23 protein-coding genes are annotated in these 24,004 nt (G+C 63.1%); 12 read left to right on the top strand and 11 right to left on the bottom strand.

Annotation, left to right across the window (positions count from 1 at the left end):
- Window positions 1–471: 471 nt before the first annotated feature.
- Window positions 472–987: a MarR family winged helix-turn-helix transcriptional regulator gene (locus JQ628_RS29900; RefSeq protein WP_212228820.1), complete on the top strand. Its 516-nt coding sequence runs from the start codon at window positions 472–474 to the stop codon at window positions 985–987.
- Here JQ628_RS29900 and JQ628_RS29895 read toward each other — a convergent pair.
- The 5 genes from JQ628_RS29895 to JQ628_RS29875 all read right to left on the bottom strand — a co-directional run bounded on the left by JQ628_RS29895 (window position 965) and on the right by JQ628_RS29875 (window position 5,527).
- Window positions 965–2,032, bottom strand: coding sequence for an alpha/beta hydrolase family protein (locus tag JQ628_RS29895; protein WP_249128590.1), 1,068 nt, complete (start codon window positions 2,030–2,032; stop codon window positions 965–967). The two genes, JQ628_RS29900 and JQ628_RS29895, sit on opposite strands and share 23 nt — an antisense overlap.
- A 112-nt stretch (window positions 2,033–2,144) precedes the next feature.
- On the bottom strand, window positions 2,145–2,489 hold the full coding sequence (locus JQ628_RS29890; protein WP_212228816.1) for a hypothetical protein: 345 nt from the start codon (window positions 2,487–2,489) through the stop codon (window positions 2,145–2,147).
- Window positions 2,490–3,149: 660 nt separating this feature from the next.
- Window positions 3,150–4,085, bottom strand: coding sequence for a 4-hydroxybenzoate octaprenyltransferase (gene ubiA / locus JQ628_RS29885; protein ID WP_212228814.1), 936 nt, complete (start codon window positions 4,083–4,085; stop codon window positions 3,150–3,152).
- Window positions 4,082–4,750 (bottom strand): hypothetical protein, encoded by a 669-nt coding sequence (locus JQ628_RS29880; RefSeq protein ID WP_212228812.1) that lies wholly within the window; start codon window positions 4,748–4,750, stop codon window positions 4,082–4,084. Before JQ628_RS29880 ends, ubiA begins: the two co-directional genes overlap by 4 nt.
- Window positions 4,751–5,068: 318 nt before the next feature.
- Window positions 5,069–5,527, bottom strand: a complete 459-nt coding sequence (locus JQ628_RS29875) for a hypothetical protein (RefSeq protein WP_212228810.1) — start codon at window positions 5,525–5,527, stop codon at window positions 5,069–5,071.
- A 134-nt stretch (window positions 5,528–5,661) separates the two neighbouring features.
- Here JQ628_RS29875 and JQ628_RS29870 point away from each other — a divergent pair, with 134 nt between their 5' ends.
- The 6 genes from JQ628_RS29870 to JQ628_RS29845 all read left to right on the top strand — a co-directional run bounded on the left by JQ628_RS29870 (window position 5,662) and on the right by JQ628_RS29845 (window position 11,701).
- A complete protein-coding gene (locus tag JQ628_RS29870) occupies window positions 5,662–6,414 on the top strand; it encodes a 16S rRNA (uracil(1498)-N(3))-methyltransferase (protein ID WP_212228808.1) in 753 nt (250 codons plus the stop codon).
- Window positions 6,415–6,546: 132 nt separating this feature from the next.
- Window positions 6,547–7,689 carry an ATP phosphoribosyltransferase regulatory subunit gene (locus JQ628_RS29865; RefSeq protein ID WP_212228806.1) on the top strand — a complete coding sequence of 381 codons (1,143 nt, stop codon included), beginning with the start codon at window positions 6,547–6,549 and terminating at the stop codon, window positions 7,687–7,689.
- A complete protein-coding gene (gene hisG / locus JQ628_RS29860) occupies window positions 7,686–8,660 on the top strand; it encodes an ATP phosphoribosyltransferase (protein ID WP_212228804.1) in 975 nt (324 codons plus the stop codon). The genes JQ628_RS29865 and hisG overlap by 4 nt, the downstream gene beginning before the upstream one ends.
- Before the next feature lie 167 nt (window positions 8,661–8,827).
- The gene (locus tag JQ628_RS29855; RefSeq protein WP_212228797.1) at window positions 8,828–9,901 is read left to right on the top strand and encodes a glycosyltransferase family 2 protein; all 1,074 of its coding nucleotides are present in this window, start codon (window positions 8,828–8,830) and stop codon (window positions 9,899–9,901) included.
- Window positions 9,898–10,737 (top strand): ChbG/HpnK family deacetylase, encoded by an 840-nt coding sequence (locus JQ628_RS29850; RefSeq protein ID WP_212228795.1) that lies wholly within the window; start codon window positions 9,898–9,900, stop codon window positions 10,735–10,737. Before JQ628_RS29855 ends, JQ628_RS29850 begins: the two co-directional genes overlap by 4 nt.
- A gap of 121 nt (window positions 10,738–10,858) precedes the next feature.
- Window positions 10,859–11,701, top strand: coding sequence for a DUF2076 domain-containing protein (locus JQ628_RS29845; protein WP_212228793.1), 843 nt, complete (start codon window positions 10,859–10,861; stop codon window positions 11,699–11,701).
- Window positions 11,702–11,773: 72 nt separating this feature from the next.
- Here the strand turns inward: JQ628_RS29845 and JQ628_RS29840 are convergent, their stop codons facing one another.
- Window positions 11,774–12,508, bottom strand: a complete 735-nt coding sequence (locus JQ628_RS29840) for a L,D-transpeptidase (protein ID WP_212228791.1) — start codon at window positions 12,506–12,508, stop codon at window positions 11,774–11,776.
- Between the two features lie 299 nt (window positions 12,509–12,807).
- Between JQ628_RS29840 and JQ628_RS29835 the strand changes: the two genes are divergently transcribed.
- Entirely contained in the window at window positions 12,808–13,584 is a 777-nt protein-coding gene (locus JQ628_RS29835; RefSeq protein ID WP_212228789.1) for a protein phosphatase CheZ, read from the top strand.
- 186 nt (window positions 13,585–13,770) lie between these two features.
- On the opposite strand, the gene JQ628_RS29830 is transcribed toward JQ628_RS29835, so the two are convergent.
- Window positions 13,771–14,292: a hypothetical protein gene (locus JQ628_RS29830; protein WP_212228835.1), complete on the bottom strand. Its 522-nt coding sequence runs from the start codon at window positions 14,290–14,292 to the stop codon at window positions 13,771–13,773.
- Window positions 14,293–14,612: 320 nt separating this feature from the next.
- Here JQ628_RS29830 and JQ628_RS29825 point away from each other — a divergent pair, with 320 nt between their 5' ends.
- The 3 genes from JQ628_RS29825 (at window position 14,613) to JQ628_RS29815 (ending at window position 17,997) form a co-directional block, all read left to right on the top strand.
- Window positions 14,613–14,909, top strand: coding sequence for a co-chaperone GroES (locus JQ628_RS29825; RefSeq protein ID WP_212228787.1), 297 nt, complete (start codon window positions 14,613–14,615; stop codon window positions 14,907–14,909).
- A 135-nt stretch (window positions 14,910–15,044) separates the two neighbouring features.
- Entirely contained in the window at window positions 15,045–16,688 is a 1,644-nt protein-coding gene (gene groL, locus JQ628_RS29820) for a chaperonin GroEL (RefSeq protein ID WP_212228785.1), read from the top strand.
- A gap of 112 nt (window positions 16,689–16,800) precedes the next feature.
- Window positions 16,801–17,997, top strand: coding sequence for a hypothetical protein (locus JQ628_RS29815; protein ID WP_212228777.1), 1,197 nt, complete (start codon window positions 16,801–16,803; stop codon window positions 17,995–17,997).
- A gap of 67 nt (window positions 17,998–18,064) precedes the next feature.
- Here the strand turns inward: JQ628_RS29815 and JQ628_RS29810 are convergent, their stop codons facing one another.
- Together JQ628_RS29810 and JQ628_RS29805 are read right to left on the bottom strand one after the other, a co-directional pair.
- Window positions 18,065–18,430: an META domain-containing protein gene (locus JQ628_RS29810; RefSeq protein WP_249128604.1), complete on the bottom strand. Its 366-nt coding sequence runs from the start codon at window positions 18,428–18,430 to the stop codon at window positions 18,065–18,067.
- Window positions 18,431–18,693: 263 nt separating this feature from the next.
- The gene (locus tag JQ628_RS29805) at window positions 18,694–20,358 is read right to left on the bottom strand and encodes an L-lactate permease (protein ID WP_212228773.1); all 1,665 of its coding nucleotides are present in this window, start codon (window positions 20,356–20,358) and stop codon (window positions 18,694–18,696) included.
- Between the two features lie 297 nt (window positions 20,359–20,655).
- On the opposite strand from JQ628_RS29805, the gene JQ628_RS29800 reads away from it, so the two are divergent.
- Window positions 20,656–22,404 (top strand): ABC transporter ATP-binding protein/permease, encoded by a 1,749-nt coding sequence (locus tag JQ628_RS29800; RefSeq protein ID WP_212228771.1) that lies wholly within the window; start codon window positions 20,656–20,658, stop codon window positions 22,402–22,404.
- A gap of 8 nt (window positions 22,405–22,412) precedes the next feature.
- Here the strand turns inward: JQ628_RS29800 and JQ628_RS29795 are convergent, their stop codons facing one another.
- Entirely contained in the window at window positions 22,413–22,916 is a 504-nt protein-coding gene (locus JQ628_RS29795) for an HPP family protein (RefSeq protein ID WP_212228769.1), read from the bottom strand.
- Between the two features lie 72 nt (window positions 22,917–22,988).
- Window positions 22,989–24,002, bottom strand: coding sequence for a TorF family putative porin (locus JQ628_RS29790; protein ID WP_212228768.1), 1,014 nt, complete (start codon window positions 24,000–24,002; stop codon window positions 22,989–22,991).
- Window positions 24,003–24,004 lie beyond the last annotated feature (2 nt).

Here is a 24,004-nt window from a genome sequence, read left to right as displayed (position 1 = left end):
GCCAACGGCGAGGATACCCGCCGCTGAGCCGAGAATAAGGCTCTTAACCATCTTCATGTTAAACCTCCAAGTTGCTCCTAAGGGAGGGTTCCGGATCCGCCGGGCTTCGACACCCTGTGGTTGGTTCCCCTACTTCCCCAAAAAAACCGCCGAGCCTTTCGCGTCTTCGGACACACCCGCATCAACGCGAGGGACTTAAGCGAACCCGCCTAACGGGACGATCAAAGGGGCCCCCCTCCATCGTCGGGGAAACTATGCATGTGGCAGTTACGTAATCAAAATAGTTTATGAACTCAGCTATTCGATTGAATGTGCACTGTATCCCTCGCGCAACACCGGGTTTGCGCCAAATTCCGGGACTTCTGCGACATTTTGGCTGATCCAAACCAATGACTTAATTACCTATTTTCGTTGCTTCTGACGTTTTTTTGATGAACTATTCGTAATGTTCTCGAAGCCGTCGGCGAGCCCATGACCTCTCCAGCTTTACGAAAACGCGCCGGTCTGGACGACGCCGCAGGCAAGAATCAGGATCTTGTCAGGCAGTTCTCCTGGGCGATCGCTTCGATCAACGTGCACTTTCAGGAGATTCGCCAGTTCTGGGCCGGAACGCTGGGCATCAGTGGTCCGCAATGGATGATCCTGATGGCGATCTCCGATCTCGATCGCGGCGAAGGGGTTTCGGTAAAAGCCGTTTCGAAAATGCTCCACGTCGACCCGTCGTTCGTGACGACGCAATCGAAGATGCTGGAAAAGATGGGGCTGATGCGGCGCCGGACATCCGCTGACGACGCCAGGGTCGTGCAAATGTCCCTTACCGACAAAACCTACAAGCACATGGCAAATCTGGCCGCACAGCAGCAGAGCCTGAATGAGTTCATCTTCACCGAACTGGACAGCCGGGAACTCGCCGATCTGACCAAGAAGCTCATGCAGCTCACCGGCCGTCTCGAGAAGGCCAGCCTCAAGATTGCAATGGATTTGTGAGACGCGCGGCCGTAGCGGATGCGCTTGTCCGCAATCGATCGGCAATCCAGTCGAATATAAATTCGTTCGCAAGCGACGGGTTATCGACATGACCCTGGTGTGACGCCGTCTCCAAGCGATTGAAGATCTTCAATGAGACGTCCTGCTGATTGGTCCTGAGCTGATTGACCAGGTCGAATACCCGGTCTGCGTCCAGCCAGCCGTTTTCTCCCATCGTTATCAGGACCGGACATTTGAAGTTCTGCGCGAGCAACCGATTCCGTCCGGGCGGAAAAATCTCGTTTTGCTGCGGCTGGCGGCGCCGGAGAAAGCTCCGCTCCAGCAAATCCCAGATGCCGCCGTCGCAAACGGCCGCGGCAACGCGTTCGTCCATGGCGATTCCGCGGGCGACAAAGGAGGAACCCGTGCCATCTCCGAGAATCGCGATCCTTTCCTCGTCGACGTCGTGCCTCGTCAACAGGTAGTCGAGGATACTGCCAACGGCGGTCTCGAGATCGGGCCGGCCGACGACTTCTCCGAAACGGAGGCCGCCGTCGGGCCCCAGGAGGTCGACCGCGAGCAGCGACATGTCGCGATCGCGGGCGTAGCGCGCCGTCTTGTACAAAAATTCTTCCTTGCGGTGCCCGGGCTCGCCGATGCAGACCACGACAGCCGATCGGCCCCGGTTGCTTGGCGAAGGCAGGAAATAGCCTTCGAGGGAATATCCCTCCAGCCAGGGAATCTCGACGACCTCACCGCCCGGCGTCAAATGCTCGAGATAGAGATGAGCGGATCGCCGCAGACTCTCCAGCAAATCTTCCGCATCCCGGTCGGAAGGGTCCGTGATGGCGGTCAGGTAGTAGCTGATAGCCCGGAGCCAGTTGCTTTTCGCCGTGAGCAAGTGGCCGTCACTCAGCGCCTTCTTTGCGCGCTCATGGTTGGCGTCGGCAGTCCGCTTCCATTCGCGAAGCCAGGAATCCCTTTCATTCAGATTGATTCGGGAGACCGTGACGAAGCACTCTGAAACAGTCGAGCCACCTTCCTGGGCCGCGCCCAGAAGCCGCATGAATTGCAGCCCCAACTCCTCGTGCCCAGGCCAGTTGACCAGCTCTCTTGGGTCCAAATCGCTTCGCATTATTGATCTAGATAGCTGACAAAGACAATTTATCTATCTAATTTTATTGCCGGATTTTGCTCAAGTGTTTTCGGGCGAACCTGCCGCATGCCCTTCTGCGGTTAAATGCATGGCACCTCACGTTTAGGTGAGCATGTTGGAGAACCGCTTCGATCTGAGTCATTCCGGATGAACTGTCCGCGACATGCCTGATTTTCTCGGCGACGCTAAGCAAGTATTCGATCCGCTGCCAAAGCGGTGAAAACCATTCGTGACACCGAACGGTCATGGAAAATTCTACGCCGGCGCCTTCGGCGCAATGCAGAGGAACGATATCCTGCACGCTGACCGCCGCCGTGACGGCTTGCCGGCACCAGCGGGCAAATCGCTTCTGATTTTCGGAAATCATGTCAAGCCCCCACAAGCAAAAATATTTCGCTTGCCTATTCTGAAAATCAGAAATATAAGATTCGCCGTCTCATCCCCGAGGAGGGGCGTCGGCCGTCGTCACTGAACGTTGGGATGAGATGCGGTGGACGCTTCTGTTCGGCAGGTGACTGAGCAGGAACGTACGGCGAAGTCGTGTGGTTCTGACGCCGCGAGGCTGGCGTCAAGCTCGTGAGAAGCTGGCGCTTCTCAGGGGTGACGGTGACAACAAGCCCGCTCCGCCGGGAAGAGCACGAAGTAAGCCGTAAAGCCATTGCGCAGGGGATGTCGGAGTGTTCTCCGCTCACCTGTATGCTCGTGTGCGCCTTTTTTTGCTTGCGCATCAGGCACACGAGACCGCGGGTGCAGCGCGCACCCGGCATTCCCTGCGCCCTCTATGCTACGGAGGGACAATGAAATTGAAAAGCTCGGGCAGATGATGTCGCGAGAACGAGAACACACATTCAGTCGTCATCCCCGCGAAGGCGGGGATCCAGTATTCCAGAGGCAGCAGCGATAGAGTCGAGAGGCCGCGGCGTACTGGATTCCCCGCCGGAGCTTGTCATCGGGCTCGCCGAAGGCGAGACCCGGTGGCGGGGAATGACGGCCCAGGGAGTTGCAAGCACCTGTGTTCAGACGACTGCTATCCACCCGCCCGCATCACGGCATCGGCAAGCAATCCCGCAAGCAACAACAACCCCGCGTCGCGGTTCGACTTGAACAGCCGCAGGCACAGTGCGGAATCCTCGATTCGCAGCCGCAAGATCTGCCACGCCAGATGCGCCGCAAATGCCGCGAGCCCGATCCACGCCGGCCAGCGCACCTCGCCGAGCAGCAGCGCCACGCCGATCAGCACCACGGCCAACCCGTACAACAGAACCAGCGCTGCCTGCGTGTTCGCGCCGAACAGCCGCGCGGTCGACTTGATGCCGATCAGCGCATCGTCCTCGGCGTCCTGGTGGGCGTAGATGGTGTCATAGCCGATCACCCAGGCGATCGATCCGGCATAGAGCACGAAGGCGATTGCATCGAGCCGGCCGAAAGTCGCCGCAAAACCCATCAGCGCGCCCCAGGAAAACGCCAGCCCCAGCACGACCTGCGGCCACCAGGTGATCCGCTTCATGAATGGATAGACCGCAACGATGATCAGCGAGGCAATGCCGGTCGCAATCGCAAAGCGGTTGAATTGCAGCAGGACGGCGAGCCCGATCAGCGCCTGTACAATCAGAAACACCAGCGCCTGCGTCACGCTCACCTGCCCGGCCGGAATCGGCCGCGACCGCGTGCGCTCCACCTTTGCGTCGAGATCGCGGTCGGTGATGTCGTTCCAGGTGCAACCGGCGCCGCGCATGGCAAAGGCGCCGATGAAGAACAGCACAATATGGAGCGGCAGGGATTTGATGTCGTGGGCGATAGCGGCCGAGAGCGCCGCCGCCCACCAGCACGGCATCAACAGCAGCCACGAGCCGATTGGGCGGTCGAGACGTGAAAGGCGCAGATAGGGCCGCGACCAGAGCGGCGCGTGCGTGTCGACCCAGTTGCCGGTCGCATCGGCAACGCGGGCCGCGCTGTCGCTCATCGCGTCAGCACGTTGCCGTTCAGCGTGTCGAAGGTGCTGCCGCCCTTGCGCTGCGGGGTTGCTTCCGGCAGCGAGGCCGACGAACCCAGAACCTCGCTCAGGCTCGGCGTGGCCGCCGCCTTCTGCTGCGCAGCCTGCTGCGCGAAGCCGCACACCTTCTGCTGCATCTCCGCCGTCTTCGTGTGGCTGGTCTTCAACTGATCGCCGATCTGCGGCGGGATCCCGCACTTGGTCCCGTTGGACTCGACATACTTCATCATCTTGAATTCGGCCTGGCTGTAACTGGTCAGCAGCTTGCAGATTTCGTCCGGCCCGGCCTTGCGCTTGCCGCCGGCCTCGAGCAGCTTGCCGCGCTTTTCCGTCTCCTGGCGCAGCGGGATGAAATTCTTCATGCAGGCATCGGGCGGACCGCTGGCCTGCGGCGGCGGACCGCTGCCGAATCCGCCGGCGCCGCCGATCGGCGCAGCGCCAGTGGAGAAGGCGCTCGAGGCGGCCGGCGCAGGTGCAGGAGCACCGGTTGCTCCATTGACCGGCGGGAATGGCGAAGCAGCAGGCGCAGACTGACCCGGCAGCGGCGCAGGAAAGGCGCCCTGGGCGCCGGCCTGGGCGGCATAGAGGCTGACAACGGCAACCGTCAGCGGTGCAATCAGGTAGCGGCTAATCAAGGGTGTTTCTCCGGCAAGGTCCAATGGGCCTCAATATCTTCCGATCGAAGCACGATTACCGATGGGGCTTTTTACGATTCCTGCCGCCTCTTAACAACCCGTGGATTTGGGCGACAGCGCGGCACACAGCCGCGTGAAGTCATTAAATTGGCCCCGGATTTTAGCTGTTCAGGCCGTAAAGCAAGCGGATCGGACCCGGATCGTGCGCCAAATCGGCTTTCTCGCGCCTCCGCCGCTCATCGGCGCTCCAACGGTGCAGCCCGAACTGGTCGCGATCCATTTTGCCTGGATTTTGCGGATCAACAGCGAGCGGCACGTTCAAGGACGGCCGTAGTGAGGAGGGAAGTCGCCGACCGGTCCGGCCGGCGCCTGTCGCGACGCCCCTTGCGCTATCGTACAAACCCTCGTTCTCAGATCCTTGGTTCGTTCGTGGTTTGCCTTCAATTGCTCGCCCATCTGCGGTGGAATTCCGCATTTCGCCGTGTTGGCTTCGACATATTTGATGATCTTGATTTCGGCCAGGCCGTAATTTTCGATCAGCTTGCAGGTCTCAACGGGCGGCGCCTTGCGATCGCGCGCCGCGCTGATCAACTTGCGCTGGTTCTCCGCCTCGTCACGCAATGGAATGTATTCCTCCATGCAAGCGTCCGAGGTGCGGTTCGGCACCGGAAATGCGGCCTGCGCCAGAGCCTGGCCCGCTTGCAGGACGAGAGCTGCACAGCCCAACAGCGCAATCAGGCGACGAATCGGCAAGGGCTTTCTCCCGGCAAGCTCCAAAGCGGCTCAGCAGCCACCTTGGTTCCATTACGCCCGTCGAATCGGGCGATGGCGCGGCGCAGAACAGCCGTTCGAACAACAATGGCGCTCTTCCAATCCTTTCGCTTCAAACGCTGTAGGGCTAGGACATAGCCATGCCTGAACTCGACTTTCGCAGCCCGCGCCTGTTCGTGGATCACCCCCTGAGGGGTGACGCGACCGTCGCGCTCGACCGCAACCAGAGCAATTACCTCGGCAATGTCCTGCGCCTTGCCGCCGGCGATTCGGTGCTGGTGTTCAACGGACGCGATGGCGAGTGGCAGGCCGCGATCTCCGGCCGCAAGCGGGCGGACCAGCTTACCGTACTCAGCCAGATCCGGCCGCAGGACCACCTGCCGGACGTCGCCTATGTGTTCGCGCCGCTCAAGCACGCAAGGCTCGACTACGTCGTGCAGAAGGCCGTCGAGATGGGCGCCGCCTCGCTACGGCCGGTCGTGACCCGCCATACCCAGGTCTCGCGGGTCAACACCGAGCGGATGCGCGCCAATGTCATCGAGGCGGCCGAGCAATGCGGCATCCTCAGTCTCGCAGAGGTCGCCGAGCCGGTGGCGCTCGAGCGCTATCTCGGTCAGCGCGATGCGCAGCGGCTGCTGGTGTTTTGCGACGAGGCCGCCGATGTCGCCGATCCCCTTGCCGCTCTTAAAGGCGCAACCCGTTCCGGCGGCATCGATTTGCTGATTGGCCCGGAAGGCGGCTTTGCCGAGGAAGAGCGCGCATCGCTCCTGAAGCAAACGAACATCCTCAGGCTCGCGCTGGGACCGAGAATCCTGCGCGCTGATACCGCTGGCGTCGCTGCCCTCGCATTGGTACAGGCCGTACTCGGCGACTGGAGGGCAAAACCCGGTTAACGATCCGGATTCGGCGGTCAATTCCAGCCAGTTCCCATTAATCCACTTGCCCGATCCCTGTCGAAACCCTCAAGCCCCCGTGCTAAGGCCTCCGCCACAAAACCCTTTGGAACCCGGTATTTGGACCGTCCGATGAACGTCACCGCGCCCCCCTCCGCACCTTGGGCGGATACCCTGCTGCAATCCTTTGCGCAGGCCGGTTACGTTCATGCCGAGCCGGCCATATTGCAGCCGGCCGATCCCTTCCTTGACCTCTCCGGCGAGGACATCCGCAAGAGCCTCTACCTCACGTCAGACGCCAGTGGGGAGGAGCTCTGCCTGCGCCCGGACCTGACCATCCCGGTGGCGCGCGACTACCTCGCTTCCGGCCGCGCCGGTGCGCCCGCCGGCTTCTCCTATCTCGGACCGGTGTTCCGTTATCGCTGGGGCAAGCCGAGCGAATTCTTGCAGGCCGGCATCGAATCCTTCGGCCGGCAGGATCGCGCCGCGGCGGATGCGGAGATGCTCGCGCTGGCGCTGGAGGCCGCGGCCGCGTTCGGTCTCAACAACGTCGAAATCCGCACCGGCGACGTTGCGCTGTTCACCGCGCTGATCGATGCGCTCAACCTCTATCCGGTGTGGCGGCGCCGCCTGATCAAGGATTTCAACCGCAAGGTCAGCCTGACCGACGACATCGAGCGTCTGACGCTCGCGACCGGCCCGGGCCGCAACGAATATGAGGGCGTGCTGGCGGCACTCGCCGGCTCCGACCGCAAGGCCGCGCTGGCTCTGGTGACCGACCTGATGTCGATCGCCGGCACCACCAATGTCGGCGGCCGCACCGTCGAGGAAATCGCCGACCGCTTTCTCGAGCAGTCGACGCTGAAAGCCGGCGCCCTGCCCCGCGACGCCGTCAGCATCATCAAGCGCTTCCTGGTCATATCGGGCGATCCGGACGATGCGGTCGCGCAACTGCGCGCGCTGGCGGCTGACGCAAAACTCGACATCACGGCGGCGATCGACCTTTTGGAAAGCCGCGTCGGCTTCATGGCTGCGCGCGGCATCGACACGCGCAGGACACGCTTTTCGACCTCGTTCGGCCGCGGCCTCGACTACTACACCGGGTTCGAATTCGAGCTGCATCACACGGGCAACGGCAGCGAGCCGCTGGTCGCTGGCGGGCGCTACGATGGATTGATGACGCAGCTCGGTTCGGCAACGCCGATTCCCGCGGTCGGCTTTTCCATCTGGGTGGACGCACTGGTGAAAGCCGGCAAGAGCGGGAGCGCCGCATGAGCACCTTCGTTCTCGCCGTTCCCTCCAAGGGACGCTTGCAGGAAAATGCCGAGGCATTTTTCACGCGCGCAGGCCTGACGCTCGCCAAGCCGCGCGGCGCGCGCGAATATCGCGGCACGATCGCCGGCTACGACAATGTCGAGATCGCCTATCTCTCGGCGAGCGAGATCGCGTCCCAGCTCGCACGCGGCGCCGTGCATATGGGCGTCACAGGCGAGGACCTGGTGCGCGAGAGCATCGTCAACGCCGACAAGCGCGTGCTGCTGATCGACAGCCTCGGCTTCGGCAGCGCCAATGTCGTGGTCGCGGTGCCGCAGGCCTGGATCGACGTCCGCACCATGGCCGACCTCGACGACGTCACGACAGGGTTTCGCGCCCAGCACAACCGGCGCATGCGGGTGGCGACCAAGTACATCAACCTCACCCGCGCATTCTTCGCCTCGCACGGCGTGATGGATTACCGGATCATCGAGAGCGCCGGCGCCACCGAAGGCGCGCCCGCGACCGGCACCGCCGAGTTGATCGTCGATATCACCACGACGGGCGCAACGCTCGCCGCCAACGGGCTGAAAGTGCTCGACGACGGCGTGATCCTGCGCAGCCAGGCCAATCTCGTCGCCTCGCGCGATGCCGATTGGTCGGACGGTGCGCGCGAAGCTGCGCGCGTCATTCTCGATCACATCGCCGCGCGCGCCCGCGCCAGCAAGTACCGCGAAGTGCGGACGCGCTTTGCCGGCTGCAACGATAAGCTGCTCGCGGAGGCTCATAACCGGTTCGGCGTGGTCTCGCCGTTCGGCGGGCCGACCTCGTCGGGGATGCTTACGCTGCACTGCCCACCGGCGACGCTCTACGCGCTCGGCAGTTTTCTGCGCGACCACGGCGCCGACACGGTCTCGATCGCCTCGCTCGATTATGTGCTGGACCGCGAAAACCCGCTATTCGCCAGGTTGGAGGCGTTCCTGCGGCAATGATGCTTGTTCATCCTGGCGACAGCTAGCGGCAGGTAACATATGCTGGTTGGCGTAAAGCGTTTTCAAGCGAAGTGGGTACCGGTTCGCGTGAAGAAAACGCGTCAAAACAGAAAGATAGAGCCCGTTCCGACTGAACGGAAAAAGGCTCTGGGTTTGGAACCTGATCGATGAAGCTTGGTAGCGACGTTTCCGGATTGTCCACGACCACGGCGACCGCCGCGGCGCAAGGATTGTCGATCGTCGTGCCGGTCTACAACGAGGCCGCCGGACTCGCATTCCTGCACCAGCGGCTGTGCGACCTCGCGCGCAAGCTGAAGCAGCGTTACTCGCTCGGCTGCGAGGTCGTCTATGTCGATGATGGCAGCGCGGACGATACGCTCGCCATCGCGCGCGGGCTCGCGCCTGACGGGATCGATGTGCAGGTGGTGTCGTTGTCGCGCAATTTCGGCAAGGAAGCCGCGCTGATGGCCGGACTCGACCACGCTCGCCGCGGCGCCGTGATGTTCATGGATGGCGACGGCCAGCATCCGCCCGACCTCGTCGAACGACTGGTCAAGCACTGGATCGATGACGGCTACGACGTCGTCTATACCGCGAAGGCGCATCGCGACAATGAATCGTTCCTGCGCCGGCAGGCCGTGCGCGGTTTCTATGCGCTGATCAATTGGGGCGCGCGGCAAAAAATCCCGGAGGACGCCGGCGATTTTCGCCTGCTGTCGCCGCGCGCAGCCGCCGCGCTGCGGCAACTGCCCGAGCGCAACCGCTTCTTCAAGGGCCTCGCAAGCTGGATCGGCTTTCGCCAGATCCGCGTCGATTACGAGCCCGCAGCGCGCGCCCATGGCGTCACCTCGTTCAGCCCGGGCCGGCTGATCGGGCTGTCGATCGAGGGACTGACCTCGTTCTCGGTGGCGCCGCTGCGCTTTGCCAGCCTGCTCGGCGCGCTGCTGGCATTCGCCGCCTTCATCTTCGGATTGACGATCCTGTGGGAAGTCCTGACCACCGGCAAGCAAGTGCCCGGCTATCCCTCGCTGGTGATCGGCGTGATGACCATCGGCGGCGTGCAGCTCATCATGATCGGCATCGTCGGCGAATATATCGGCAAGATCCTCTCCGAGCTGAAGGCGCGCCCGATCTACTTTGTGTCCGAGCACAGCGAGAAGCGCGCCGATTCCAGAACTGCCGACTTCAAGACGGCCGATTCCAAGGCGTCCGAGGCCGTCGAACGGACCGCGGCGGAATGAACGAAAACCAGCGCCGGATCTGGCTGTGCGCCGACGACTATGGCCTCAGCCCCGGCGTCAACCGCGCCATCCGCGACCTGATCGGTCGCGGCCGCCTCAACGCCACCTCGGTGATGGTGGTAGGTCCCGCGATCGGCCGCGACGAGGTCGCCGCTCTGCAAGAGATCGCCGCGAGCAGCCCGCGCTGCGCGATCGGCCTGCACGCCACGCTGACGGCGCCGTTCCGGCCGCTGACCATGCACTTCAAGCCGGTCGACGGCGGCATGTTCCTGCCGTTCCCGAAACTGCTGCGCGCCGGCCTGTTGCGCCGGCTCGACCCGGAGATCGTCCGCGCCGAATTGTCGGTGCAACTGTCGGCGTTCAAGGATCTGTTCGGCCGTGCCCCCGACTTCGTCGACGGCCATCAGCATGCGCAACTCTTCCCGCAAGTGCGCGATGGATTCCTCGCCGCAGTGAAGGAAGCTGCACCCACCGCCTGGGTACGCCAGGGCGGCCGCAACCAGCCGCTCGCAACACGGCTCTCCGAGCCCAAGGCGCTGCTGCTCGACACCTTGAGCGCACAATTCCGCAAGCGCGCCGCACGCGCAGACCTTGCGTTCAATCCGGCCTTCGCCGGCGCCTATGATTTTTCGCGCTCGCCCGATTTCGGCGCCTTGATGCGGCAGTTCCTCGATTCGCTGCCCGACGGCGGCCTCGTGATGTGCCATCCCGGCTTTGTCGACGACGTGCTGGTCAGCCTCGATCCGCTGACCACCCAGCGCGAACGTGAACACGCTTATCTCGCCGGCGAGGCGTTTTCGCGCCTGCTGGAGATGAACAAAGTTACGTTGGGTTGAACCGAGAAATCGGTCAGGCGTTTTGTCGCATACAGAAATTTAATCTGAGGCCCCCACTACTCGCCACCAATTGGCGGCCCCACATCTCTCCCGCGCTTCGCGCATGCTTCAGGAGAACGCCATGACACCGCAAGAACGCCAACTGATTGACGATCTGTTCGACCGGCTTTCCAAGCTGGAGAATTCACCGCGTGATCCCGATGCCCAGGCCGTGATTGCCGATGGCTTGCGCAAGGCGCCCAACGCGACCTACGCCCTGGTGCAAACCGTCCTCGTGCAGGACGAAGCGCTGAAGCGCGCCCATGAGCGTATTCAGGAACTGGAAGGCGTCGCGCAGGAACAGCGCCAGCCCGGCGGGTTCCTCGATTCGATGCGCGAAAGCATATTTGGCCAGGGACAAGGCCAGCGTGGCTCGGTGCCGAACGTTCGCGCGCCCGACATGGCCGGCGGCGACCGCCCGGTCTGGAACAGCGGCCAGGTAATAGGCCAAGGGGCGGGACAGGGTCCCGGCCAGTACGGCGGCGGCTATGGTCAGCAGCCCGGCGGGTACGGCCAGCCCTATGGCGGGCAGCAACCGCCCCCGATGCCGGGTGGCGGCGGTGGCGGTTCGTTCCTCGGAACGGCGGCAGCGGCCGCGGCCGGCGTGGTCGGCGGATCGCTGCTGCTCGGCAGCATCCGCTCCATGATGGGCGGCGGCCACCAGCAGAGCTTTGGCGATTCGGCAGGGCTTGGCGGTGGCATAGAAGATCGCAGGCCCAACCAGTCCGACAGTGACCTGTCGCGCGAAGCCGGAATCAATGACATCGGCTCGCGCGGCCGCGATGACTCCGGCTCGCGCCAGGGCATGGTCGATCAGCAGGCCTCGAACGATAGCTATAACGACGGCTATGATGACGACGACGACATGGATCACGATTCCGACGGCTTCGATGACGACGGCGACGGCGGCAGCGATTACGCGTAAAGCATCCGCCTGAATGCAAAAGCAAACGGCCGCCCGATCGGGCGGCCGTTTCATTTTCGAGTTCGAAGGAATTTACATCACGACCACTTTGGTGCCGACGCCGACGCGGCCGTAGAGATCCATCACGTCCTCATTGCGCATGCGGATACAGCCGGAGGAGACGTTGGTGCCGATGGTCCAGGGCTCGTTCGAGCCGTGGATGCGATACAGCGTCGAGCCGAGATACATCGCGCGTGCACCGAGCGGGTTGTCCGGGCCGCCCACCATGTGACGCGGCAGGTCGGGACGGCGCGCCAGCATTTCCGGCGGCGGCGTCCAGTCCGGCCATTCCTTCTTGGCCGTGATGGTCTTGGTGCCCGACCAGGTAAAGCCGGGACGGCCGACGCCGACGCCGTAGCGCAGCGCCTTGCCGTCGCCCTGCACGAGGTAGAGAAACTTGTTCGGCGTATCGATCACGATCGTGCCCGCGCCTTCGTTGCCGTGATAGTCGACGAGCTGCTTGTTGTATTTCGGATCCATCGCCCGCTGCACGGGCTCGGCCGCCTCTTCCTGGCGGTACATCCCACCTTGCTGCGGATCCATCGGCGGCAGCATCGAGCGGCCGTAATAATCCGGCTGCTGCTGATACATCGGCTGCTGCTGATAGCGTCCGCCCTGTACCGGCTCGCCGAACAGGAATTCGATGAAGCCGCCACCCATGTTGGAGGCGACGCGCACCGGCTGACCGGACTGCGCTGCGGCGGAATGGATGGTGGCGCAAAGGATCGAGGCGCTCGCAAGGAGCGCGAGAGCAAATTTTCTGGACATTGACGTACTCTGTACTGTTCGTCATCGGACGCGTGGGATGCGCGCCCTTCACACGCGATTCACTACAATTCAAAACCTGTTTCGTTTGGTAAACGGAATCGGCGTTTCGATTCACCACGTCGTCAGCCGGCGGGGCTTTTGTCCGGTAGCGTTTATTTTCGATGAAGGCCGCAGCCGCATGGTTAATCGTTGGTGTGCGAAGTGCATTGCGCTTGCGCGCAGGTGTGTTCCCCGCGTGAACCTCACGTTAAATCGCCTCTGTATAGAAAGTGCGCAGTGAAGGGGTGGGAAGTAAATCCATGTCGGTAAGCCGCAAGCGTTTTCGTGTTGAAGAAGCCATCGTCGGCGAAATGCCGATGCCAATGCCCGTCGTCGCCGAGGTCGATACCGGGCCGATGCATCGCGAGATCATGGCGGAGCTCCGTGCTATCCGCGCCATGATGGCCGCGCCCGCGCGCAGCCACGCGCCGGAGACGGTCGAGGCGGCCGCCAACCGCGAGGTTGCCGAAACGCAGGCGCTGCTGGAAACCTACCGTGCGCAGATCGAGCAGTGCGAAAAGCTGAAGGTAGAGCTCGACCTGATCCACGATGCGATCAGCCGCACCAAGCGCGAGATCGCGGTGCTGCACGGCAAGAGCTTTGACGGCCAGGAAATGGCCAAGGTCAATGGCGAGCTTGGCGCCGTGGTCGGCGGCACCGAACAGGCCACCCAGCAGATCCTCGAGGCCACCGAAGCGATCGACCAGGCTGCGACCGCGCTGTCCAAGAACGTCTCGCCGGACCAGCAGCGTTTGCTCAGCGAGGAAATCCAGGAGCGCGTGATCTCGATCTTCGAAGCCTGCAACTTCCAGGATCTCACCGGCCAGCGCATCAGCAAAGTAATGACCACGATGAAGTTCATCGAGCAGCACATCTACGAGATGATGGAAATCTGGGGCGGCGTCGACGCCATCAAGGCGCATGCGGTTCCGATCGTCGACACCCGCGAGGGCGACGCCAAGCTGCTCAACGGACCGAAACTCGACGGCGATGTCGGCCATGCGTCGCAGGACGACATCGACGCGATGTTCAACTGATCGCGGACTTGCAGATCAAACAACAACGCCGGCCCAAATGGCCGGCGTTTTTTCGTTCTAAGCCGTCATTGCGAGCGAAGCGAAGCAATCCATCCATCGGCGCGCGCGCTATGGATTGCTTCGTCGCTCCAGCGCAAAATTGCTTCGCAATTTTGTCGCGGGCTCCTCGCAATGACGGGTAGACAATCACGCGCGCGGCGCGCAGCGGACGTAGACCATGTTGCCGTAGCGGACCGCGGCATCCTTGTCGATGAAGCGGGTGACCAGCACACGGCCGTCAAAGGATACGATCTCGCGATCCTGCTCGCCCGGGGTCGGCCCCGCGGGACCGATATAGTTCTTGCCGCTCGGGCTGCCCTTCAGACGCAACTCCTGCGGCGTGGCCTGGTCGGCCAGATGCATGACGACGCCGCCTGAAGAGCCTGCCGATATCACGTAGGGCTGCTTGCACTGCGCGCGCGCCATGGCCTCGGTGCGGGCGCGGTCGTTCGGATTCTGATAGGAGGCAAGGCCCCAGCGGCCGACGATCTCGTCGGAGCGGATGGTCGCCGGCATTTCCGGCGCGACGCCGGGCTCGTTGGTCACGGGAGCGGAAGTCGACCCGCCACCAAAACTGAAACCGGTGGTCTCGCAGCCACCCAGGAAGGCCGCCAGCGCGGATACGATTGCAAGGCTCGCAACCGGACGCGCGTTATGTGACCCGATTATCATGGTATCCCCCGAACTAACTCCAGGCCGCACCCGTCATACAGCCAACCGCAAAACGTCAACCGGAGCAATGGTGTTACGCCACGGACCCGGTTTGGTTTCGGTACCACCATCCTATATTGGCCTCACCAAGGCCTTAACCCTGTTGCTTGACAGGATTGCCGCAAGGCCATATTTCCCGCCGACAGTTAGCACTCAAATACCACGATTGCTAAAGGTGCAGCCGACCGTTCTGCCCCCCAAACGGCATCGAACCGCCCCATTCCACACCAGTTTCGATGAACCCGACCTGAAAACCGAAGCCTCCAAGAGGAAACGTCATGGCCAAATCCAAATTCCGCCCCCTGCATGACCGCGTCGTGGTCAAGCGTATCGACGCCGAGGAGAAGACCAAGGGCGGCATCATCATTCCGGACACCGCCAAGGAAAAGCCTTCGCAGGGCGAGATCGTCGCCGTCGGTCCGGGCGGCCGCGATGAGGCCGGTAAACTGATCCCGATCGACCTCAAGATCGGCGACCGCGTGCTGTTCGGCAAATGGTCGGGAACCGAAGTCAAGCTCGACGGCGAGGAACTCCTGATCATGAAGGAGTCCGACATCATGGGCGTGCTGGCTTAAGCGCACGTCGTCTCCCTCACCCTGAGGAGGCAGCGAAGCTGCCGTCTCGAAGGGCCGTTCTTTTCCACAAATCATCCTTCGAGACGCGGGCGATGCCCGCTCCTCAGGATGAGGTTCATTCCAGGAGCAATTCAAATGGCAGCGAAAGACGTCAAATTTTCCGGCGAGGCGCGCGAACGCATGCTGCGCGGCGTCGATGTTCTCGCCAACGCAGTCAAGGTGACGCTCGGCCCCAAGGGCCGCAACGTCGTCATCGAAAAGAGCTTTGGCGCCCCCCGCATCACCAAGGACGGCGTCACCGTCGCCAAGGAGATCGAACTCGACGACAAGTTCGAGAACATGGGAGCGCAGATGCTGCGCGAGGTCGCCTCCAAGACCAACGACACCGCCGGTGACGGCACCACCACCGCAACCGTGCTGGCACAGGCAATCGTGCGCGAAGGCGGCAAGTCGGTCGCGGCCGGCATGAACCCGATGGACCTGAAGCGCGGCATCGACATCGCCGTCAGCGCCGTGGTCAAGGATATCGAGAAGCGCGCCAAGCCGGTGGCTTCCTCGTCGGAAGTGGCCCAGGTCGGCACCATCTCGGCCAACGGCGACGCCGCCATCGGCAAGATGATCGCGCAGGCGATGCAGAAGGTCGGCAATGAAGGCGTCATCACCGTCGAGGAGAACAAGTCGCTCGAGACCGAGGTCGACATCGTCGAAGGCATGAAGTTCGATCGGGGCTATCTGTCGCCCTACTTCATCACCAATGCCGAGAAGATGACCGCCGAGCTCGAGGACGTCTATGTCCTCCTGCACGAGAAGAAGCTGTCGGGCCTACAGGCGATGCTGCCGGTGCTGGAAGCCGTGGTGCAGTCGGGCCGCCCGCTCCTCATCATCGCCGAGGACGTCGAGGGCGAGGCGCTGGCGACGCTGGTGGTCAACCGCCTGCGCGGCGGCCTGAAGGTCGCCGCCGTCAAGGCGCCGGGCTTCGGCGATCGCCGCAAGGCGATGCTGGAGGACATTGCGATCCTCACCGGCGGGCAGCTCATCTCCGACGAGCTCGGCATGAAGCTGGAAAGCGTCACCGTGAACATGCTCGGCCGCGCCGGCAAGGTCGTGATCGACAAGGAGAACACCACGATCGTCAAGGGCGCGGGCAAGAAAAAGGACATCGAGGCCCGTGTCGGCCAGATCAAGGCGCAGATCGAGGAGACCACCTCGGACTACGACCGCGAGAAGCTACAGGAGCGTCTTGCCAAGCTCGCCGGCGGCGTTGCGGTGATCCGCGTCGGCGGCGCAACCGAGGTCGAGGTCAAGGAGAAGAAGGACCGCGTCGAGGACGCGCTCAATGCGACCCGCGCCGCGGTGCAGGAAGGCATCGTGCCGGGCGGCGGCGTGGCGCTGCTGCGCGCCAAGAAGGCGGTCGGCCGTCTCTCCAACGACAATGCCGACGTCCAGGCCGGCATCAATATCGTGCTGAAGGCGCTGGAAGCCCCGGTGCGGCAAATCTCGGAAAATGCCGGCGTCGAAGGCTCGCTCGTGGTCGGCAAGATCATGGAGAACAAGTCCGAGACCTTCGGATTCGACGCCCAGACCGAGGAATATGTCGACATGGTCGAGAAGGGCATCATCGATCCGGCCAAGGTGGTCCGCACCGCGCTTCAGGACGCCTCCTCGGTCGCCGGCCTTCTGGTGACCACCGAAGCCATGGTCGCCGAGGTACCGAAAGAGCCGGCGGCGCCCGCGATGCCGGGCGGCGGCATGGGCGGAATGGGCGGCATGGGTTTCTGAGGCCCTCGCCGTCGTCGAGATCGAAAGGCCGCCTCCGGGCGGCCTTTCTTTTTGGCTAATGACACAGAGGTTTGCTAGTTACGTGGCAAACGCGGTTCCGAAGGGATTTGATATGCGCCCGCTCCTGCTCTGCCTGATTGGATTGACGGCTGTCGCGGTAGGTGCCGCGTTCGCCCAGACGAAGCAGCCGTCCAAGGCGGCGCCTGGCGGCAGCGAAGTCAGATATTTCACCGCGATCGACGGCCTGATGGACGGCAACGCCGACGTGGTGCTGAAAGAAACCCGGCAGGGCAAGACGGTGACCGCGGCAACGCTCGACGTCTGCTATACCGCCGACAAGAACTCGGACCGCAAGGACCGTTTCGTCGCCAACCTCACCGTCAACGGCCAGACCCTGACCGGCACTGCTCAGAGCGTCAGCGACAAATTGCCTGTCACGGTCAAGCTGACGCGCAAGCCGACCGGCGACAGTTTTGAATTCCGCGGCCAGATCAGTGTCGGCCAGACCGTGACCGAGGTGGTGTCGACCGACAACACCGATCTCAGCGAGAAGGAATATCAGGAAAGCCAGACCACCGAGGACGGCATCACGGCAACCCCGAAAGATTTCACCGACGTGTCGCCGGAAGCGATCGGCGTGAAAGTGAAGCTCGAAGCGGCGCTCGATTTCGTCAAGAGCCTCAAGGGCCAGGATCTGGAAGTTTCGCTGAGCAGCCTCTCGGTCACTTGCGACGAACTGCGCAGCGGCGTGACGACCATCAATCTCACCATCGATCCCGATCGCGCGGCCGAGCTGATTGCCAAGGCCAAATCGACGCCCGGTGTGGTCGAGGCCGGCTGGACCGCCGGAGCGGTCGAGATGGATCGGGCGATCCGCTTCTCCGCGGCCGAGTGGCGCGACGGCGGCAAGGTCAACCGCGAAAAACTCGCCGCGGCGATTGCCGGCGTGCTGAGCAGGACGCTGGCGGCAAAGCCCGCGTCGTCGGCCTGGAACGCCAATACCGGCAAGCTGAAGCTGACCTTCAAGCGGCCGAGCCCGGTTCTGCCGGCACTTGCGCTGACCGAGACCGTCGAGGTCACGGCTTTGGTGTCCTCCGACAAGCCTGGCACGTCGGATCGGCTGATGCTGTGGGTCAGCAGCCCCGTCACCACGACGGCGGATGAGGGATCCGGGCCAAAGCTCAACGTCACCGAGGATTCCGTTAGCGACGAAGAAGGCGAACCGGAGAACGATAATGGTTCAATCGAGGCGCTGACCAAGGAGTTGAAGGGCCAGCGCTGGGATGCCGACAAGTCGGTGTGGAAGTAGACGCGGCCGCCCTGTCATTCCCTCTCCCCGCCCTCTGCGGGGCGAGATCAGCCTGAGCCACCCGCCATCAATTCGTATTGATCCGGAAACGCAGCGGCTTCGTGCCGATCAGCGTGACATAATCGCCCTGCCGTCTCCACGTCCCGGCATCGCTCAGCGCCGCGATCAGATCGTCGTCCGCCTGCGCGCGATCCGGTGGACAGCTCCGGTTTTCCATCGCTCCCGGCACGAACACGATGGTGTTGCCGGCAACCGAGAACTGGCCCTTCCCGCCCTTGCACCAAAGCTCGAGCACGACCTCGCCATTGTCGCCGATCTCGAGCGAGGGGATACGCTTCGAACCCGGCATGCGGGAGACGTCGAGCGTCATTTCGAGGCCGAACGGAAATTCCTGCGCCCGCACCGGAGCAATGTCGAGAACCACCGCGCACATCAATGAAATGGCGGCAACGAGCTTCAAACGGCGTATGACGAAAACCATGCGACCTCGCGATAATCCGCGGCTCCATCTTTTTGTTTGAGCACGATCTTTTCGGAAAACCGGTGTCCACTTTTCCGGATCATGCTCTGGCCGCGCGCCCTTGTATGGAACGAATGTGACAATGGCCAGACTGGCCGCCAATAAAACTCAAGCCGGAAAGAAAATCCCCGCGACGGTGAGCCGCGGGGATTTTGTTCAGGTGCTTTCGCCTGTTGCTATTTCAGGACCATAAGAGTGAACGGATAGACGTATGCCTGCAGCGTCACGAACAGGCCGACAAGGCACGCCAGCACGATCGAGTGCAGGAACACGTAGCGCAGGATCGAGCCTTCATGGCCGTACCAGTTGGTCGCGGTGGAGGCGACCACGATCGATTGCGCGTCGATCATCTTGCCCATGACGCCGCCGGAGGAATTGGCGGCGGCCATCAGCACCGGCGACAGACCGAGCTGTTCGGAAGTGATCCGCTGCAAATTGCCGAACAGCACGTTGGAGGCGGTGTCCGATCCGGTCAGCGCCACGCCCAGCCAACCAAGCAGCGTGCCGAAGAAGGGATAGAGCACCCCGGTCGCGGCAAAGGCCAGCCCCAGCGTCGCGTCGACGCCGGAGAGCCGGGTCAGCGTGCCGATTGCCAGCATCGCCGAGATCGTGATCAGCGAGATCGCGCACAATCTGATGGTGCGGCCATACTCGGTGATCAGCCTGACCGGCGAGAGTCCCATCAACAGGCCGGAGATGATCGCGGCGATCAGCATGCCGGTGCCGGTGAAGGACAGCCAGGTAAACGCGAAGACGGCGCCTTCCGGCGTCGGCCTGGCGGCGACCGGCGGCACCTTGTTGATCATGTTGTGCAGCTCGGGCACCGCATAGTTCCAGACGAAATTGGCATTCGCCCAAGTCTTGAATACACCATTGCCCCAGATCAGCATCAGGATGCAGACGATGATCCACGGCAGCAATGCGCTCCACAATTCGCCCTGCGTGAGCGGCGTCTTGTCGAGCGGTTTGGCGGCCGTCATCGTCGAGGCCGATTCATCCGTGCCGCGCAGCGCCGGCGAGGTCCACAGCTCCTTTGGCTGCCACACCCTCAGGAACAGGATCAGGGCGCCCATCGAGATCAGCGAAGCGCCGATATCGACGATCCAGGGATTGATGAAGTTCGAGATCACGAATTGCGGGACCGCGAAGGAAATGCCGGTGACCAGGATGGCCGGCCAAACGTCCTTCATGCCCCGCCAGCCCGCGAACGCCCACACCACCCAGAACGGCACGATCAGCGAGAACACCGGCAATTGCCGGCCCACCATCGCACCCAGAACGTAGGGGTCGAGGCCCGTCACCGAAGCGAGGCCCAGGATCGGCGTGCCGAGCGCGCCATAGGCCACCGGCGCGGTGTTGGCGATCAGCGACAGGCCGGAGGCCGCGAGCGGCGAGAACCCGAGTCCGATCAGCACGGCGCCGGTGATGGCAACCGGCGTGCCGAAGCCGGAAGCGCCTTCGAAGAACGCGCCAAAGGAGAACGCGATCAGCAGCAGTTGCAACCGCCGGTCCTCGGTAACGCCGCCGACCGCACGCTTGAGCAATTCGAATTTTCCGGTCGCGACCGTGATCTGGTAGAGGAAGATGACGTTGAGCACGATCCAGCCGATCGGGAAAAAGCCGGTAACGACGCCGAGGATCGATGCGCGGATCGACATGTTGGCCGGCATCGTGAAGACGAAGATCGTGATCAGGTTGGTCACGATGACGGCGATGATCGCCGCGATGTGGGCCTTGACCCTGCCGCTCGCGATCAGCACCAGCAGCGTGACCACCGGGATAGCGGCCGCGATGGTCGATAGCGCGGCGTTGTTGAGCGGATTGTAATGTTGATCCCACATTTGTGCTTTCTCCCGAGCTGGTTGTTGCGCCGAACGGCGTGCAGCCCGGCGTGCCCGGCGATTGCAGGTGTCCTTGCAGGCTGCGGATCGGCCAGGATTCCGGCAGCGCCGTTTCCCCGCTCACATCCGCGCGAAAGAGTGAACGTCCCCCGCCCTCGACCGTTCGCCCATGCTAGGATCAACTCCTGCCCTGCGACAAGTCGTCGCTGGCCCCGTACAGCTACGACCTTGGTCTTAACTTCCAATTTTCGCTCGTTTTCTCAGGGCCTTGAGCCCCTTTCCCGGAGACGCTGACCTGTGAACAACATCCTCGCGACGCTCGCGATCGTATGGCGGATCGCGTCCCCCTACTTTCGCTCGCAGGACAAATGGGCCGGCCGGGGGCTTCTGGCCGCGGTGGTTACGATCGAGCTCCTGCTGGTCGCGATCGACGTCCTGATCAACCAGTGGAACGCGCGCTTCTACAACGCGCTACAGGACCGGAACTGGGACGTGTTCGTGCGCGAGATCGGCATTTTCTCGCTGCTCGCGGCCTGCTACATCGCGCTCGCCGTCTATCAGGTCTATCTCAACCAGTGGCTCCAGATCCGCTGGCGGCGCTGGCTGACGGGCCACTATCTCGGCGAATGGCTCGATCAGAGCGCCAATCACTACCGCATGCAGTTGCAGGGCGATGCCGCCGACAACCCCGACCAGCGCATCAGCGACGACGTCAAGCTGTTCGTCGAGAAGACGATGGACATCGGGCTCAACCTGCTCAACTCGTTCGTGACGCTGCTGTCCTTCATCGTGATCCTCTGGGGCCTCTCGGCGGCGGCGCCGCTGCATGTGTTTGGCGCCAGCTTCGATATCCCCGGCTATCTCGTGTGGGGCGCGCTGATCTACGCCATCTTCGGCACGGCACTCACGCAATGGATAGGTTCGCCGCTCGTGCTGCTCAATTTCCAGCAGCAGCGCTATGAGGCGGATTTCCGCTTCAACCTGGTGCGCGTGCGGGAAAATTCCGAGCAGGTCGCGCTGATGAAGGGCGAGCAGGCCGAACGCAGCCGGCTGTGGGACCGCTTCAATTTCGTCGTCGACAACTGGTACGGCATCATGAGCCGCACCAAGCGCCTGACCGCCTTCACCGCAAGCTACGGGCAGGCCGCGGTGATCTTTCCCTACATCCTGGTCGCGCCGGCCTACTTCGCGGGAAAGATCCAGCTCGGCGGCGTCGCACAGACCGCCTCCGCCTTTGGCAGCGTGCAAAGGGCCCTGTCGGTGTTCGTGAATATCTACCGGTCGCTGGCGGACTGGCGCGCCGTGCTCTCGCGTCTCGACGGATTCGAGATGTCGATCCAGAGCGCGCAACATCTGGCGGCAGGTAGCGCCTCGATCAAATCGGTGGCTTCGAAGAACGAGGACGAGATCGGCCTGCGGCAGTTGCTGGTGCGGTTGCCGAATGGCGCGCCGCTGGTCGCGGCCGACGGCTTCAAGCTGAAGGCCGGCGAGCGCACGCTGGTGACGGGCCCCTCCGGCGCCGGCAAGTCGACCCTGTTTCGCGCCATCGCCGGCATCTGGCCGTTCGGCGACGGCACGATCGCCATTCCACCGAACGCTGTCGTGATGATGCTGCCGCAGCGGCCATACTTTCCGATCGGGTCGCTGCATGCCGCGATCGTCTATCCGGGCGAGGCAGATAGTTTCAGCAGGGATCAGGTCCGCGATGCGCTGGTAGCCATCGGCCTGCCGCAACTCGCCGACCGGCTGGACGAAGAGGCGCACTGGAACAGGATGCTATCGCTCGGCGAGCAGCAGCGCCTCGGGCTGGCGCGGGCGCTGCTGCATGCGCCGAATTACCTGTTCCTGGACGAAGCCACCGCATCGCTCGACGAACCGTCGGAGGACGCGCTCTACCGGCTGCTGCTGCAAAAGCTGCCGCGAACCACCATCGTCTCGATCGGCCATCGCTCCACGCTCGACGCGTTCCACGACCGCAAGCTGACCCTGGTGCGCGATGGCGACCGGTTCGTCCTCAGCGAAGCCGTTGCAAGCGTCAAGGCTTGAGCGCAGGTCTATAGCCAGCGGTGCGGCCATGGCTCGCGCCGGATCCACCGGTGCCAAACCAGGGCGAACGCGGTCAGTAGCAACGCGCCGCAAAGCACCGGCGCGAACAGGAACGTCCAGGGCAGGTTGTGGGAGATCACCAACAGCGGATTGATGCCGGCCGGTGGATGAAACGTGCCGGTCAGGTACATCGCCAGCACGGCCAGACCGACGCCCGCGGCCGCCGCGACCTCGCCGGGCCCGGTCACCTTGAGCACAGCCAGCCCAACCAGGGCCGACACCACGTGGCCGCCAACCAAGGCGCGAGGCTGCGCCGGCTCGGCGTGCGGCGAGCCCATCACCAGCACAATGGAAGTTGCGAAGGGAATGAGCGCAAGCGGAAATTGCTCGCTGATCGAGAACCATTCCATGCCGCCGATGGCGATGGCGGCTCCCAGCCCCGCCACAGCGCCAGCCAGGGCGATCCGTCCGATATTGGAAGGCGGGTCCTTCGTCTCTGTCCGATCCGTCATTCAGCGCTGCCGCTAACGCAAAGAGGCGGCAGATTGCTCTGCCGCCCCCCGCTCCGTCCAATCAGGATTGTCTTACTTCAGGTTGCTTGCCGCGGTCAGGTCAGCCGACAGCTTGACGATGCCGGTGGCGCCGCACCAGTTGGAGCCGAAACCGCCCGGATTGATCGCGGTGACGAAGGCCGGGTTGAAGTTGGTGGTGGTGTGGTCGCTGGTGAAGGCGTTGCACGAAGCCTTCGACAGGTCGGTGTCGGAATAGCGGATGTCCAGCGTGAACACCTTGTAGGTGAAGCCGATGCCGATGTTCCAGGTGTTGTAGCTCGGCTCGGGAATGCCGGCCGCATAGTTGGCGAGCGGGCTGACGACGCCGTAGAAGGCGTCCGAAGTGCCGAGCCACTGCCGACCGAATTCGCCGGAAACGTACATGCCGACGCCGCTGGAGCCGAAGGTGGTCGAGGGCGCGGTCCACTTGCCGGTGATCGAGGCGTAGTTGCCCCAGGCGCCGAGGTTGAGGAAGTTCGGCGAGTAGTATTCGTTCACACCGATCGTGAACTGGTCGGTCACGGCGATGTTCACCTTGCCGTAGACTTCGAAGAAGCTGGCGTTCTTCTTGGCGACGTTGCCGTTGAGCGGCAGGTTGCCGTTCAGGACGCACTGGGCGTCCGAGCCCGGGATGCCGGAGCCGGGGAAGGCAGCGGCGTTGAAGCACTGTCCGCCGGGATAGAGGTAGCCCCAGGCACCGAAGTCGAACGCGAAGATGCCGAAGGTCGGGCGGATACCGGCGTAGAAGTCGATTTCGGCCGCCGCGCGGTTCGGGAACGAGATGCTCTCGCCGGCGATACCGGCATAGAGCTGGAGGTCCTTGGTGACGTTGTAGCGCGGCTCGAAATAGACCGCGACCGATGGCTTGTGGTTGGACTGGGTGATGCCGCGGAAGACGTAGTCGTTCATGACGGCGGCGCCGAAGGCCAGATCCCAGGGATCGAACGGCGCCGGCGGCGGCGCCTTGGCCTTCACGTACATATCCGCCGACATGGCGGACCCCGCAGTCATTGCCAGCACCGCGGCGGCCAAAACCAGTTTCTTCATGA

It is taken from the genome of Bradyrhizobium lablabi (assembly GCF_018129385.1).
Classification (GTDB): domain Bacteria; phylum Pseudomonadota; class Alphaproteobacteria; order Rhizobiales; family Xanthobacteraceae; genus Bradyrhizobium; species Bradyrhizobium lablabi_C.
This window is presented reverse-complemented; position numbering and strand designations above follow the sequence as displayed.

What these genes read in the sequence shown, in the direction of transcription:
- JQ628_RS29900 (WP_212228820.1), top strand. Translation starts at nt 472, where the DNA reads ATGACCTCTCCAGCTTTACGAAAACGCGCCGGTCTGGACGACGCCGCA.
- JQ628_RS29895 (WP_249128590.1), bottom strand. Translation starts at nt 2,032, where the DNA reads ATGCGGCTTCTGGGCGCGGCCCAGGAAGGTGGCTCGACTGTTTCAGAG.
- JQ628_RS29890 (WP_212228816.1), bottom strand. Translation starts at nt 2,489, where the DNA reads ATGATTTCCGAAAATCAGAAGCGATTTGCCCGCTGGTGCCGGCAAGCC.
- ubiA (WP_212228814.1), bottom strand. Translation starts at nt 4,085, where the DNA reads ATGAGCGACAGCGCGGCCCGCGTTGCCGATGCGACCGGCAACTGGGTC.
- JQ628_RS29870 (WP_212228808.1), top strand. Translation starts at nt 5,662, where the DNA reads ATGCCTGAACTCGACTTTCGCAGCCCGCGCCTGTTCGTGGATCACCCC.
- JQ628_RS29865 (WP_212228806.1), top strand. Translation starts at nt 6,547, where the DNA reads ATGAACGTCACCGCGCCCCCCTCCGCACCTTGGGCGGATACCCTGCTG.
- hisG (WP_212228804.1), top strand. Translation starts at nt 7,686, where the DNA reads ATGAGCACCTTCGTTCTCGCCGTTCCCTCCAAGGGACGCTTGCAGGAA.
- JQ628_RS29855 (WP_212228797.1), top strand. Translation starts at nt 8,828, where the DNA reads ATGAAGCTTGGTAGCGACGTTTCCGGATTGTCCACGACCACGGCGACC.
- JQ628_RS29850 (WP_212228795.1), top strand. Translation starts at nt 9,898, where the DNA reads ATGAACGAAAACCAGCGCCGGATCTGGCTGTGCGCCGACGACTATGGC.
- JQ628_RS29845 (WP_212228793.1), top strand. Translation starts at nt 10,859, where the DNA reads ATGACACCGCAAGAACGCCAACTGATTGACGATCTGTTCGACCGGCTT.
- JQ628_RS29840 (WP_212228791.1), bottom strand. Translation starts at nt 12,508, where the DNA reads ATGTCCAGAAAATTTGCTCTCGCGCTCCTTGCGAGCGCCTCGATCCTT.
- JQ628_RS29835 (WP_212228789.1), top strand. Translation starts at nt 12,808, where the DNA reads ATGTCGGTAAGCCGCAAGCGTTTTCGTGTTGAAGAAGCCATCGTCGGC.
- JQ628_RS29825 (WP_212228787.1), top strand. Translation starts at nt 14,613, where the DNA reads ATGGCCAAATCCAAATTCCGCCCCCTGCATGACCGCGTCGTGGTCAAG.
- groL (WP_212228785.1), top strand. Translation starts at nt 15,045, where the DNA reads ATGGCAGCGAAAGACGTCAAATTTTCCGGCGAGGCGCGCGAACGCATG.
- JQ628_RS29815 (WP_212228777.1), top strand. Translation starts at nt 16,801, where the DNA reads ATGCGCCCGCTCCTGCTCTGCCTGATTGGATTGACGGCTGTCGCGGTA.
- JQ628_RS29810 (WP_249128604.1), bottom strand. Translation starts at nt 18,430, where the DNA reads ATGTGCGCGGTGGTTCTCGACATTGCTCCGGTGCGGGCGCAGGAATTT.
- JQ628_RS29805 (WP_212228773.1), bottom strand. Translation starts at nt 20,358, where the DNA reads ATGTGGGATCAACATTACAATCCGCTCAACAACGCCGCGCTATCGACC.
- JQ628_RS29795 (WP_212228769.1), bottom strand. Translation starts at nt 22,916, where the DNA reads ATGACGGATCGGACAGAGACGAAGGACCCGCCTTCCAATATCGGACGG.
- JQ628_RS29790 (WP_212228768.1), bottom strand. Translation starts at nt 24,002, where the DNA reads ATGAAGAAACTGGTTTTGGCCGCCGCGGTGCTGGCAATGACTGCGGGG.